The sequence below is a fragment of the Pedobacter sp. SYSU D00535 genome (assembly GCF_017355855.1).
Lineage (GTDB): Bacteria > Bacteroidota > Bacteroidia > Sphingobacteriales > Sphingobacteriaceae > Desertivirga.
Genome location: NZ_JAFEWD010000013.1, coordinates 83192 through 96557, shown reverse-complemented (window position 1 = coordinate 96557; position 13366 = coordinate 83192). Strand labels below are relative to the sequence as shown.

Here is a 13366-nt window from a genome sequence, read left to right as displayed (position 1 = left end):
CGATATCAGCCTGGTCAGCCTAACCTTTCCCATAAGCTTCCCGTTTTATTCACCCGACGCCACCGGGATAGTTGCTTTTATTGGAGATCAGATCTCATCTTCCCCTCTGGGAGGCGGATAGTCTCCCTTAGCAAGTATTCCAGTATCCTCCAGGTATTCATTATACTCCTTCTGCACGCACTGAAGACTACTGATTACCTGCTCAACATCTTTCCTTGCTTCACTATTCTCAATGTAGTTCAAAGCATGCTGAAGCTTTTGTATGTTGTTGTTCAACTGCCCATCTTCCAGCAAACAGCATTTGATATAATCCAGCAGGTACAAATCCACTGTGTATCGTAATCCTGATTTCCGAACCGAACCCAGCAAACTACTGATTTCCTCTCCCGTTAAATACTTCTGCCCTTTATTTTCTTCTTTCATGTTCTTAAGGTGTCAAGCAATCTGTCTTTCAACAACCTCCAACTATTTCTTTTTGTTTCATTGTTGCCTTCAGCTGCCAGAAAACCCTACAGGGTAGCATGAACTAATATTGCTATTCCGCCACTATACTTTCCGAATCGATTAATTCCTGTTTATGGGGAAGCGCCTTATCTCCCATCACTCTTCATATTATCACCATCCTTAAAATGCAGCCTTCTAAAGATTAATCCGGACAGGATAGTCAAGATACCGACTACCAAAAAAGTATATCGGAATGCGTTATGAATGTCGTTATGAATTAACTTCACATCCCCCTCAAAGATTTTCAGCACAATCAATCCGAAAGCAACACCGAAACCGATGGCTAACTGCTGATTCACGGAAACGAGTGAATTCCCACTACTGGTATGGTACTGTCGCAAGTCGGCAATAGAGATGGTGTTCATGGCAGTAAACTGGATGGAGTTGAAGAAGCCAAGAATGGCGATGATAGGCATGTACCAGTAAATAGAAGAATGGGCCGGAGGTATTGCCATACTACAAATTAGTATACCGATGATGAATGTATTAGTCATTAACGTACCCCGGTAGCCAAACCTGTTCAGAATTTTGATGACGGCAGATTTTCCAAACATGGCGGTGATAGCCATCGGAGCAACAATCCAACCAGAAGTTACAGCGGACCGGCCATAGGCAATCTGGATCATCATGGGTAGTAACAAGGGAATAGAGCTGATGCCTAGTCGTGTAGCGAGATTACCTAAAATTCCTACCCTGAAGGTCCTTACCTGGAACAGGCTCAACGGAAAAATAGGGTTATCGTCACTGGAAGCGTGGCGGTAGTAAAAATACAACATCAGAAATCCGGATAACAACATTACTAAGACCGGCGTTACATGCACCGTATTGCCAAACAGCTCCAGGGCAATGGAGAGCAGCAAGGAGGCAGCGGCAAAGATCAGGAAACCCTTCAGATCAAAATCGATGATCTGGGACTTGTAGTCGGGCATGAACCGCAAACTTAGGGCAATACCTAAGAGAGCGATCGGGATATTGATTAGAAAAATCCAGTGCCAGGATAAATAGTCCACCATATAGCCCCCTACCAGCGGCCCGAGAACAGGTCCGATTAATGCTGGAATAATGGCAAAATTCATAGCCCTGAGCAACTCATGCTTGGGAAAAGTTCTGATGAGTGCTAATTTCCCGACGGGAGTCATCAAACTACCACCCAGGCCCTGTATCATTCTTGCAACAACCAATTGTGGGAGGCTCTGCGCCAGCGAGCAGATGAGCGAGCCTGCACCAAATAAGATTAAGGAAAAAATAAAGACTTTCTTGGTACCGAATTTATCCGAAAGGAATCCGCTAACGGGCATGAACACAGCCAGGGTAAGTACATAGCTGATAATGGCATTCTGCATGTCGAGGGGCGATTCGTTCAAATCCCTGGCGATTGCGGGCAGCGACGTGTTCAAAATGGTCGAATCGAGCATTTGCATGAAGATGGCAGTCGCCAGAATAATGGGGAGTAGTTTTTTAGTCAATTCGGGTGTCTGTACTGATTCCTTCAAATCCATATCCATGTTGTTCAAGAATGCGCGATGCAGGGAGTATGCAAAAGGCGTTCCTGATTCCTCCAGTGAGGTGAAGGGAAAGAATTCAGGCCGGATCAGTCTCTGATGCTGCCGGCTAGGTTGTATCGATTCTTTCTATTACATTTATAAACATGGCGCAAGGACGCAGAGAGGAAATATATGATCTTAGGCCGGCTAGTCGGGACTAGATAAAAGGTATTGCAGATCCTACTAGATAAAATTAACCAGTAAACTTTAAGTTATGAACCAGAAAACCTTTACTAACAAGTACTTTCTCTTAAGCCTTGTCCTTATCACCTTTGCCTCTACCCTAAGGGCGCAGGAGAAATTTAAGTTAAGCAGTGCAGCCTTTGAACATGGTAAAGCGATCCCCGCCGAGTACACATGTGTTGGGAAAGATATATTGCCGGCTCTTAGTTGGAGCAACGTTCCTAAGGGCACAAAAAGCTTTGCAATCATCATGGACGATCCCGACGCACCCAAGGGCACCTGGGTGCATTGGGTAATCTACAATATACCGGCAAATTTAACGCTGTTGCCAAAAGGCAGTGCCGCTGCAGATGTTAAAGCTAAGGACGGGGTAAATAGCTGGGGATCGACAGGCTACAATGGTCCTTGCCCTCCCAATGGCACCCATACTTATGTCTTCAAGATTTTTGCTCTGGATAGTGTTCTGGACACATCCGACATGACCAAAGATCAGCTTCTTGAAGCGATGAAAGGCCGTGTGATTGCCCAGGCGCAACTTGATGGAACATTTGAAAAGCCGTAGGTGGGAGTAGCGCTTTTCTGGGAATTCTTTCTTCTATTGGCACCACTACTTCCCTTGAAACACCTCCTCTGCTATATTTGAAAAATGAAAAGAGCAATAGTTGCGATCTCTGCCCTCCTTCTCTTCACCTCCTTTACAGAACGTAGTATATTGAGCTGGATGGCAATCGGCGATTCCATCACTTATCTGAATGACCATCTTGCAGAAACCGGGAACAGAATCACTAAAGGATATATGACGCGGGTGACTGAAAAGCTTCGGCATATTAGGTTCAAGAACTACGGCCATAGCGGCTGGACAGCTTCCAGAATGGCGAATGCTTTCGACAAGCAGGGTATTGAAAAAGCAGATATTTACACGATTTATTATGGGACTAACGACTGGAACAGCTCTGTTCCTATTGGTAGCCTCGACGATTACCGGGGCAATACCGGCGCTAAAACCCTGTACGGCTCCTACCGCTTGATGGTAGACAAAATCCGAAAATTGAACTCCAATGCTAAAATCCTCTTAATCACCCCAATGCAACGGGTCGATTTTGTCTCTATGAAAAACTTTAAAAACAATGCTAAAGGCTCCTATGCTCCCCGAAACGGCCGCTTTTTGTCTGAATACGCGGATGCCATTCTGGAAATTGCAAAAATTGAAAAGTTTGACGTGGTGGATCTGTATTACAAAAGCGGAATGAACCTGAAACGAATGGTGAAATTCAAGCGATTGAAAGACCCGACCACCGGAGAATATAAGAACTTCAAATACCCAGCATTTATCGATATCCCTTTCAACCCTGAAACGGACGACTATCCTTATCCTGTAGAAGCAATTGACCTTACCTATGATGGTCTCCACCCCTCAGACAAAGGAATGGCTGTGATTTCCAAAATGCTGGTGAAGGTGATGAAAAAGTACTAAAAGGTCAACTCGAAGGCGAACCGCAGCAACTTAAGCGAGGAACAACGCACCCGTTTTTCATAAAGATTTAATATCTGCTGCTATCAGGCTTAGATCATTATTCAGCTGGTGACCACCCTTTTCGACCTCCCGCACGGTTGCATGTGGTAACTTCTGCGCATAAGTCTCCAGGTGTGAAAAAGGCACCTCTTCATCGTCGCGGCTGTGATAAAGAAAAACAGGTACATTTACAGGTAGCCTCGAAGCGAAGCCCTCCTGCAGTTTAAGCCCCTGCTTCCAATCTTCCTCCCCAGCCCAAAATGGTGCAGCAATCAAAAAAACACCTCGAATCGCTTTTTTAATGGTCCTTTCGGAAAGACACTTGAGTATAAATGACGCGCCCAATGAGTGCCCGACTAAAACGAACTCCTCCTCCATCGCGTCAAGCTGGGTCTGAATTTGTTCCGGCCAACCGAAATCGGAACGGCTTTCGTCTGTAGTCAATTTGGGGTAGCGGACTTCATATTCTTCTCCCAATGTTTGCCTTAACGAAGCAACTAGTTCCGCATCTGCCTCGTATCCCTCATCACCTGCGCCATGGATAAATATTAGGAGTTTTTTCATAGGGTTGTATGTTTAAAGTTCTTCTTCTTCTGGTAGAAAGCAATCAAAGCAGCGGTGGACAAAACAACCAGCTTGGTCTACCCCCGCTTTGATCAAGGGTTTCTATAACAGTTTGATCTTAAGAATCGCCGGCTTCAGCCATGGTCCGCTGAATCGTACCATTACTTCTTCGCCGGTTTTACCCTTCGATTGAAGGTAGACCATCATCTTTCCGTGGAAAGCACGCTGCTTGTTGTCGGTATAGTCGCCCATATCTGCATTATTTCCCGCTTCCATACCCAGTAACCTTGCATTTCCCGCGATTTCACAAGTGATCTCATCATCGGCCATTGCTACGGGAATACCGTCCTCATCAACTAACTGCAATTCGATTTGCGCTACGCCGTCTACTGCTTTAACTTGTAACTGTTCGCCCTGAAGAGCTTTTATGGCATGAGAACGTTTGCTGGACTGGAGCTGGTGACGCACTGTCTCCTTTCCTTTCGCATCCATGCCTACTAACTCAAGTTTGCCCGCCTCATAAGGGATATCCCAATAGTAAATGCCCGTTTTCTGGTCATAGTCTTTCATCTGACCTACAACCTTTCCATTTAGCTCCAAACGCGCTTTTGCAGCATTGCTGTAGCCCATTACCCGGATCATCTGGCCGCTTTGATAATTCCAGACGGGCCAGGCATCCATGGAAGGCGCCTGATTTCGTTGGGGTCGCTGCTCTGACTCGAGCACAGACCAGGCATCGCTGGCAGCGGCTCCTCCCATCAAGGGGTAGGTACCGATATAAGCAACAGGCTTGTCGGCCCAAAGGGACTGGCGGAAATAGCCTCTCGGTTTAATAAAACCGGCAAAATCAAGTAGTCCCGAATAGAATCCACGTGATGGCCATCGGCCCGATTCACCCAGGTAGTCGATCCCGGTCCATAAGAACTGCCCGAAAATATGCTCGTTATCCACCACGGCTTTCCAGGCGCCAAAATCATGACGGTTCTCACTTCCGTAGATAACCCGTTTAGGGTAGCGCTTGTGGTCTTCGATGTAACGGCTTTCAGTGTAGTTGTAGCCTGCAATATCAAGTGCAGAAGGATACGCTGTCTCGTTCGACATGGCTACTCCAGCCAAACCAGCAGTCACCGGCCGACTCTGATCGTATTTTCTGACCACAGCTGCAAGTCGTTTGGCAATGTCACCTAAGCGCATCGCATCAGGTGCATCCTCTTTGTAGCCTCCAAAGATCGGCTGCGTAAAGCCTCCCTCGCGACTGCCATCCAGCACCGGATGCGAGTATGGATCGTTTGGATAATCTACCTCATTGCCAATGCTCCAGGCGAAGATCGAGAGATGGTTGCGGTCTCTTTTAACCATGTCCGCCAAATCCCGTTCTCCCCATTCTTTGAAGAAGTCGAAAGATCCCTGATATCCCGGAGTTCCTACATTCCAGCCCTCCAGCCATTTACGCTTCGGAAATTCCCACTCATCAAAAGCTTCGTTCATCACCAATAATCCCAGTTCGTCACACAGCTCGTATAAAGAGGTAGCTTGCGGATTATGGCTCGTGCGGACCGCATTTACCCCAAGGGATTTCAATGTTAGTAAACGACGCCGCCACACTTCCGGGTACACTTCTGCACCCAGCACCCCTGAGTCGTGATGGATACATACCCCTTTCACCTTCATCTGTTTACTGTTCAATGCAAATCCCTTGTTGGGATCGAACTTAAAGGTGCGGAAACCGGTAACCACTGTGGTACTGTCAATTAGCTGATTGTTTTGAATAACAGAAGTGCGTAACCTGTAAAGGTGAGGTGTTTCTAAGCTCCACAATCTGGGGTTGTTCACTGAAAGTTCAGTCTTGATCTCCTGTCTGCTGTTCTGGCCCAGCGTTACTTTGTTCGTTTTTTTGGCCAACACCGAACCGTCTTTGTCCAACAGCTCAGTAACCACAGATAGGGGAGCACCGGAGGACGACTCGTTAGTTAAGGCTGTTTGTACGTGCAGAACTCCCTTGTTACCCTTTACTTCAGGATAGGCATAAACGCCCCATTGTTCGAGGTGAAGGGGATTTGCTTTAACCAGGTACACATCCCGGTAAATACCTGAGCCGGTGTACCAACGTGAATCCGCATCCTGACTGTGATCTACCCGGACAGCGATCTGGTTTTCTGCTCCATATTTGATATGGGGAGTAATATCGTAGCTAAAGGAAATGTAGCCATTAGGACGTTTGCCCACCGACTGGCCGTTTACAAAGACTTCGCTTCGGTTATACACCCCTTCGAAATAGAGGTACAGTTTCTTCCCCTCATCTTCTTTGGGGATGCTTACATTTTTTTGATACCAGCCTATACCGCCGGGAAGAAAGCCGGTGGCGCTGGCGAGCGAGGGGTCATAGGTCTGCTTCACGGTCCAGTCGTGCGGAAGTTGCACCGTTCTCCATGATTTGTCTCGCGCTTCTATCGTCTTTTTAAGGTCTGTTTCACCGAGGTGAAAGCGCCAATCGGCATTGATCTTTTCCGCCTTGCCGAAACCTGGCTGGGCTGAAAGATTTGCGGCAGCAAGCAAACTAAGGGCTAGGGTTAAAATTGGTCGTTTGATAATTTGTATCATGGTTTTTGTGTAGCTAATGCTCTGTTTCTTTGGCGTAGCCTGAAGAACGAAAAATAGGAAAAACTTTTATAATGCCATCAAGACATTTAACCTAATTACCTGAGCCGCTTTCAGTTAATACCTACTATTGGAGGCTACAAGCCGACTAAACTGATAATGATAAGACTCTGATGGCAAGTCTAAAATTTGTGGTCTTGCTGGAGTTATCAAGTGCAAAGTGAGTGCCTGATACTGATATTGGTTTAGATCAGGGGAGGCCTTATTTACGTCCACCCTTCTTTGACGAGCTCGCCTGGTCGTTATAGTCCAAACACAATTTCAGCCAGTACTCGAATTCCTTCTGAGTGTTAAAACCTGTTGGATCGACATAACAATAACCTTTCAGCTCCTTTCCTCTCATGATCATCGTTCTAAAGCCCGGGCGTTCTGCCACTTCATCCTGCAAAGCCGCATCGAAACGGCACATCAGGTCCTCTCCGCTCACGTTTACACACATCTTGCCATTCACCAAAAATGCGACCCCACCAAACATGGTCTTTTCTTCTATTTCCAGGTCAGGAAAGTCCGCCAGATATTCCCTTATGCGGTCTGCAAGTACAGAGTTATAAGCCATAGATCCAAAATTGAAGTGATGATCAAAAATAGATATTTTGATGGCTGCAGCAATAGCCGAGCGTCTTTTGACTTCTTCACTTAATGAAACCCTAAGCATTTCTCCTCTACCATAAAGAAGAACACTGTAAATAAACCACTTGGGTTAAATATCGTACAGAATTTAAACCATAATTTACAACACCTGAAACAAGCTTAAGGAGCAGATTGAATACCATCACGGTTTCGCCAAAAATTATTACTTTTCGGCAAATATGAAGTCCGTCAAAAAGGTATCCGTTTATTTAGTCCCCCTGCTTCTCATTCTACTGACAACACTCATTAAAGTAAACATGACCGAGGTGCTTGGAAACCGAACACCCTTCCTACTTTATACTACTGTAGTAATTTTTGCCACCTGGTACTCCGGCTGGCTGATTGGACTCATAACGAACTTTGTCTGTATCCTACTCATTATTTACCTCTTTCTGGAACCCATCTATTCCTTTTCCTTTGCGCCAAGGCTGTGGGTTCATATCTTAATTTTTGCATCCCAAAATATCTTTTTGTCGATGATGGGATATGCATTGAAGAAGTCGCTGAAGAAAAGCCGGGAAGCCGAATCTAAGTTGAAGCTATTGCTGGAAGAAGCCTGCGACCTGCTCGTGTTAAGAGATAAAAGCGGGAAAGCCACTTATGTAAGCCCGCGGGTTTTTGAGATGACCGGCTATACCCCGGAGGAATACATCAAATTGGGATTTGATAAACTGGTGGAGCCTGAATACCTCGAAATGTTTACAGGAAAGCTGAATTTGCTGCTAAAAAGCCCTAATGCACATGACGTAATCCGAGCGGCTTTTAAACGTAAAGACGGGCAAGTCATCTGGCTGGAAGGCGACGTATACAACTATTTGGAGAGACCTGGAATTAATGCGCTCGTTTCCCATATCAAAAATGTGACCGTTCGGGTAAAATTGGAGCGGCAAAAAGATGAATTTATTGGGATTGCGAGTCACGAGCTAAAAACGCCGATTACTAATATTCAGGGCTTTACAAAGCTGGCCAAATCAACGCTGTACGACAAACCCGAAAAGGCTAAGGCCTTCCTCGATCGCTCCGAAAATAACATTCAGCGACTGAGCAGGCTGGTTAATGATCTACTGGATATCTCGAAGATTAATACAGGAAAACAAACCTACCACTTCGAGACCTTTGATCTAAGCAATTTAATGGAAGAGACGGTTCAATCCTTTGCGCTAACCCATCCCGAACATCGGTTTGAACTAATAAATGAGCCAAATGCACTATTGAAAGGAGATCGGTTTAGGCTAGAGCAAGTAATTATTAACTTAATCGATAACGCGATCAAGTACTCACCTGCTAGCCGCGATATCGTCATCAGCCAACAAATTGCGAATGGCAGATCAGTTGTTTCGGTGCAGGATTTTGGAATAGGGATTTCGGAGGAACACCTGCAAGCTGTCTTTGATAGGTTTTACCGCGTGGACTCTTCTGCCATGAAATTTCAGGGTCTGGGACTGGGCCTGTTCATTGCATCAGATATCCTAAAGCAACATGGCGGAAATTTGTGGGCAGAGAGCAAATTAGGGGAAGGTTCCCGGTTTTCTTTCATTGTCCCACTCGCGTCTTTAGCGGCAGCGAATGCAGACACCGATGGAAGCAGCTACTTCAAAAATGACTCTATATCGGTCAGCTACAATGCCCTGCAGAACTGGCTGGAAGTTAGATGGCTTGGTTACCAGACTCGGGAAACGGTAGAAACTTCCGGTTTGATCATCCTGGATTTCGTTAAAAAGACACAGTCGAAGTATGTACTTAATGACAACTCGTTGGTGAAGGGGAACTGGAGTGATTCATCAGACCATGGCGGCAATATTTGGTTTCCGATGATGGCGGCGGCAGGGGTAAAATACTTCGCATGGGTCTTATCGGAAGACAAGTTTAGCAATATGGCCGCATACAAATCCTCCGAAATGAATAAGTCGGACGTCCTGGTAAGATTTTTCAAAGAAGAGGCTGAGGCGGCAAGCTGGCTTGAGGAGGTAAAATCGGAACTGGAAAAGCGCTCCGCCTGATCGACTGACAAGCATCCTCAACCTCTTTTCATTTTCTATAAATGCGATACAGGGGACTATTGAAAGCTTATATGCGCTATTCTCGACATGTTTAAACCGTTTTTATCCGGAACAACCAGCTTTCCGTTCTTCCAGTAAACTCCAAAATCGTTTGCCACTCCGCTGAGGTATAGATCCTCTCCGTATTTGTAAGTTCTTGTTGCCGTATAAGTAGTATGCCCGGCAGGTGCTTCCAGCACTACTTTGCTGGTTGTCGGCGTAGCCGGCTTTACATCAATTACCAAACAAGCCAGGTCCCGTGCATCCTTTTTCGCAGCTACGTAAAAGCGGCCATTCTCGAATACCCCCTGCGCTGAACTGATACTTCCTGTTTCTGCACCAAAAGCTGGTGTATAGCCTTCCGTTTGAAACGGCCGTTGTACTACCGGAGCGTTTTTACTAAGCTGTAGATAAAAGTATTCCAAAGATTGATCGGCAACTGCCAGCAAATGACATTGGTTATTCTCAATATAGGCTGAGCCGATCTGAAGGTTGTTCCACAAATATTCTTCTTCATTCAAAGCGATTTCGTAGGTCGCATAGAGCACATCATTTTTCAAATGCCTGATGATCGTTTTCCCCTCCGTGACCTGATCGCTGTAAACCTGAGTCACGGTGAGCAGATGAATATCGGGACCAATTGCCTGAATATAAACAGGAATTCCATGGGCCCCGACATTAATTGCAGTTCTTGCTACACTGTTCCCGTCGTTGCTGATCGTGTAGTAATAAAAATTGCCTAAATCCGCTGCCAGTATATAAATATCATTGGTGATCGGATTTACAGACCAGCTGTTAATCCGCTCCTGCTGAGCTAAATTGAGCGTCTTTTCAGAAAGAATTGTTTTGGCCGTTCCCTTCCACATAATGGCTTTAGAAGAAGCAGGAGAATGGACATCCTCAAGCCCAAAATAGATATGCTCGCCATCAACTTTATGCACAAAGTTCATTTTATAATGCGCGTCGTTGCGGATAGGCAAAAAGTTTAATTGACGCTGTTCGGTCCACAAAGCGGGCAGTATATTGTTATCTCCGGTTTGGGCCCAACCCAGCACCTGAAGTTCTTTGGCTTCCTGCTCGTTTAGAGGCTCTTTATCTTTCTTACATCCGGTAAGCGCAACGAATAAGGCGCATAAAAGGAAAAAGTATCTCATCAAAATTGTTTACTCTGCATGACGAGTGAAAGGACCGTTTTGCTACAAGGCCGCCTGGTTTTATTGCTGAGTGACAAAAAATCGCCAGAACCCTGGAGTTACAGAAGATTAAAACTACTCTCACCTGCTTAAGCTGTGTCTTTACTTGAATGAAAGTGCTACCTGCTACGGCTTTCTTGTCACCCACGTTTGATGTTTTCTGCATGATCGTATTAAACCACCGTATCTATTCCTGACAATCAGTCTAGGGAGGGAAGATCCTTCTTCCCTCTGATTAATAGTCTCGTTTTTAGATAGTATTTTACAATATCATGTAAATATCCTACAGAATACACTTTGCCTGCTTAAGTAGATTTGATTTAAACGAACTAACTAAGAAAATTATAACCGGTCCTTCCATCGATGAGAAATCAAGGGATGGAGGCGTAAAAGCAATGCTCCTCAAAGCGACGGCCAGTCAACCTTATTGATTATCAATACCTGTGGCGGGGCTTTGTTGCAGATATTAAGCAAACCATTAAACCCATTGTAAACAATGCAAGAATTTACACTAGATCTGAACATTGCGGCGCAAATGCCCTTGCGAAAAGACTGGCGGATTGGTACCGTTGGTGCCGGAGCAATTGTGAGAGGCTGCCATCAGGTAGCTTATCGCAATGCAGGGTTCAATTCCTATGGGATTGCTTCCCAAAGCAAGGCCCGAGCAGAAGAAGTCGCAACAGAGTTTGGCATTCCGAACGTGTATGATTCCTGGCAGCAATTGATAAGGGATAAAAACATTGAGATCCTTGATATTGCTGTTCCGCCAGACAAACAACTGGAAATAGTACGGGAGGCGGTTCAAGAGAACGACCATATAAGGGGAATCCTTTGCCAGAAACCGCTGGCGATGAACCTTCAGGATGCAAATGAAATCGTTCTGCTATGTGAACAGGCAGGTGTTAAACTGGCGGTTAACAGCAACATGCGGTACGACCAGTCAATACGAGCACTGAAAACCCTGCTGGAGCATGATTACCTGGGCGAGATCGTTCTTGCGACTATAGATATGCGGGCAATACCACATTGGCAGGAATTCCTGCAACAGTACGATCGCCTGGAGATGTTAAATATGGGAATTCACCACATCGATACGTTTCGTTACCTGTTTGGCGATCCTGAAAAAGTAACGGCTACAAGCCGCAGCGATCCCCGCACTAAATTTCCTCATATCGATGGTATTTCCCAGTATACTTTTCAGTATAACAGTGGCCTGATGGCCACAAGCCTGGACGATGTCTGGGCCTGGCAGGGAGAAGGTACGCAAAAGGACATGTACATCCGCTGGCGGGTAGAAGGATTAGAAGGAATGGCTATTGGCGAGATTGGATGGCCAAAATTTCCGGAGAAAGGATTAAGCACCTTGAAGTTTACGAGTCGCAGGCATCCCGACCAATGGATTGAGCCAAGCTGGGATACTGTTTGGTTCCCCGACGCTTTTGAAGGAACCATGGCTTCATTGCTCTGTGCGGTTGAAGAGGACAGGCTTCCGGAGATAAACGGTCGCGACAACCTGCATACCATGGCAACCATCGAAGCGCTTTATCTATCGCTCAAGGAAGAACGAACTGTAAAACTATCCGAAACATTACTAACCCTTAAATAAGCCAAATGATATCAGTAGGAATTTTTAATGGATATTATCCATACACCTTGGCAGAAACCATTGCTAAAGTAAAAAAGGATGGATTTAACTGCATTCAGCTTGATCTGAGTTTTAAAGACTTTGACCTGAACGACCCGCACACACTTCCACAAACGCTGACCGTAGAAAAGGCACGTAGCATACGTAACGCTTTTCGCGATGCCAATATTGAGATTGTCGCCATTTCCGGATATACCAACCTTATTTCTCCCGATCCTGAAAAGAAGCGCAAGAATATAGAATATGTGAAAACACTCTTGAAGTTTGCACGCGAATTTGGCACTCCGTACGTCATCAGTGAAACCGGGACCTACGAACCAAGCAGCGACTGGGTTTTTCATGAAAAAAATGCGACAGAAGAAGCTTTCCAGGAAATCAAGGCGGTAATTGAAGAGTTGGCCGAATATGCCTATAAGCACGACGCGGTCTTCCTCGTAGAGAACTACGTCAACAACGTCATCGGCAGTGTGGACCAGCTGCTAAGGTTATTCCGGGAGGTAGATCATCCGGGATTAGGACTGCTGATGGATCCTACCAACTATTTCAATGGAGCCAATATAAAGGATGTGGATGGGGAGCTCTATCGCATCTTCAATGCCTTACAAGACAAGATCAGGATCGCCCATGCGAAGGACATCAAACAGGCAGAAAGCAGTGAAGAAAAGCATGCTGCTATCGATGCCGTAGAGTCTCATACTTTCCGGGGTGCCGGAGATGTAGAACTTCCTGCTGCAGGCCTCGGCGTGTTGAACTACGAATTGTATTTAAAGCTGCTCTCTAAAAAACACCCGAATATCCCCATTATTATCGAGCACCTGGACGAGGATGACATACCGCGGGCTAAACGCTTTGTAGATGAAGCGTTGAAGGCAGTTGGTGCCTAGCATCCGCTA

At 45.7% G+C, this 13366-nt stretch carries 11 protein-coding genes; 5 read left to right on the top strand and 6 right to left on the bottom strand.

The features are described from left to right. Positions 1–87 precede the first annotated feature (87 nt). Entirely contained in the window at positions 88–423 is a 336-nt protein-coding gene (locus tag J4N23_RS19055) for a hypothetical protein (RefSeq protein WP_207429434.1), read from the bottom strand. Between the two features lie 167 nt (positions 424–590). After that, positions 591–2003, bottom strand: coding sequence for an MFS transporter (locus J4N23_RS19050; RefSeq protein WP_207429433.1), 1413 nt, complete (start codon positions 2001–2003; stop codon positions 591–593). A gap of 259 nt (positions 2004–2262) precedes the next feature. Between J4N23_RS19050 and J4N23_RS19045 the strand changes: the two genes are divergently transcribed. Continuing rightward, positions 2263–2793, top strand: a complete 531-nt coding sequence (locus J4N23_RS19045) for a YbhB/YbcL family Raf kinase inhibitor-like protein (RefSeq protein ID WP_207429432.1) — start codon at positions 2263–2265, stop codon at positions 2791–2793. Between the two features lie 84 nt (positions 2794–2877). Further along, complete coding sequence (locus J4N23_RS19040) at positions 2878–3705, top strand: SGNH/GDSL hydrolase family protein (protein WP_207429431.1); 828 nt, start codon at positions 2878–2880, stop codon at positions 3703–3705. Between the two features lie 57 nt (positions 3706–3762). Here J4N23_RS19040 and J4N23_RS19035 read toward each other — a convergent pair whose 3' ends face one another. The 3 genes from J4N23_RS19035 to J4N23_RS19025 all read right to left on the bottom strand — a co-directional run bounded on the left by J4N23_RS19035 (position 3763) and on the right by J4N23_RS19025 (position 7621). Further along, entirely contained in the window at positions 3763–4308 is a 546-nt protein-coding gene (locus tag J4N23_RS19035; RefSeq protein WP_207429430.1) for an alpha/beta fold hydrolase, read from the bottom strand. A 102-nt stretch (positions 4309–4410) separates the two neighbouring features. Next, a complete protein-coding gene (locus J4N23_RS19030; protein WP_207429429.1) occupies positions 4411–6909 on the bottom strand; it encodes a sugar-binding domain-containing protein in 2499 nt (832 codons plus the stop codon). 259 nt (positions 6910–7168) lie between these two features. Further along, a complete protein-coding gene (locus tag J4N23_RS19025) occupies positions 7169–7621 on the bottom strand; it encodes a TfoX/Sxy family protein (protein WP_242689294.1) in 453 nt (150 codons plus the stop codon). Positions 7622–7775: 154 nt separating this feature from the next. Here J4N23_RS19025 and J4N23_RS19020 point away from each other — a divergent pair, with 154 nt between their 5' ends. Next, entirely contained in the window at positions 7776–9596 is a 1821-nt protein-coding gene (locus J4N23_RS19020; protein ID WP_207429428.1) for an ATP-binding protein, read from the top strand. Positions 9597–9652: 56 nt separating this feature from the next. Here J4N23_RS19020 and J4N23_RS19015 read toward each other — a convergent pair whose 3' ends face one another. Next, positions 9653–10789 carry a hypothetical protein gene (locus J4N23_RS19015; protein WP_207429427.1) on the bottom strand — a complete coding sequence of 379 codons (1137 nt, stop codon included), beginning with the start codon at positions 10787–10789 and terminating at the stop codon, positions 9653–9655. 535 nt (positions 10790–11324) lie between these two features. On the opposite strand from J4N23_RS19015, the gene J4N23_RS19010 reads away from it, so the two are divergent. Continuing rightward, on the top strand, positions 11325–12434 hold the full coding sequence (locus tag J4N23_RS19010; protein ID WP_207429426.1) for a Gfo/Idh/MocA family protein: 1110 nt from the start codon (positions 11325–11327) through the stop codon (positions 12432–12434). Between the two features lie 5 nt (positions 12435–12439). After that, on the top strand, positions 12440–13357 hold the full coding sequence (locus J4N23_RS19005; RefSeq protein ID WP_207429425.1) for a sugar phosphate isomerase/epimerase: 918 nt from the start codon (positions 12440–12442) through the stop codon (positions 13355–13357). The last annotated feature ends 9 nt before the right edge of the window (positions 13358–13366 follow it).

Coding starts and splice junctions, on each gene's coding strand:
- J4N23_RS19015 (WP_207429427.1), bottom strand. CDS start 10,789: ATGAGATACTTTTTCCTTTTATGCGCCTTATTCGTTGCGCTTACCGGA.
- J4N23_RS19010 (WP_207429426.1), top strand. CDS start 11,325: ATGCAAGAATTTACACTAGATCTGAACATTGCGGCGCAAATGCCCTTG.
- J4N23_RS19005 (WP_207429425.1), top strand. CDS start 12,440: ATGATATCAGTAGGAATTTTTAATGGATATTATCCATACACCTTGGCA.
- J4N23_RS19025 (WP_242689294.1), bottom strand. CDS start 7,621: ATGCTTAGGGTTTCATTAAGTGAAGAAGTCAAAAGACGCTCGGCTATT.
- J4N23_RS19050 (WP_207429433.1), bottom strand. CDS start 2,003: ATGGATTTGAAGGAATCAGTACAGACACCCGAATTGACTAAAAAACTA.
- J4N23_RS19040 (WP_207429431.1), top strand. CDS start 2,878: ATGAAAAGAGCAATAGTTGCGATCTCTGCCCTCCTTCTCTTCACCTCC.
- J4N23_RS19045 (WP_207429432.1), top strand. CDS start 2,263: ATGAACCAGAAAACCTTTACTAACAAGTACTTTCTCTTAAGCCTTGTC.
- J4N23_RS19055 (WP_207429434.1), bottom strand. CDS start 423: ATGAAAGAAGAAAATAAAGGGCAGAAGTATTTAACGGGAGAGGAAATC.
- J4N23_RS19035 (WP_207429430.1), bottom strand. CDS start 4,308: ATGAAAAAACTCCTAATATTTATCCATGGCGCAGGTGATGAGGGATAC.
- J4N23_RS19030 (WP_207429429.1), bottom strand. CDS start 6,909: ATGATACAAATTATCAAACGACCAATTTTAACCCTAGCCCTTAGTTTG.
- J4N23_RS19020 (WP_207429428.1), top strand. CDS start 7,776: ATGAAGTCCGTCAAAAAGGTATCCGTTTATTTAGTCCCCCTGCTTCTC.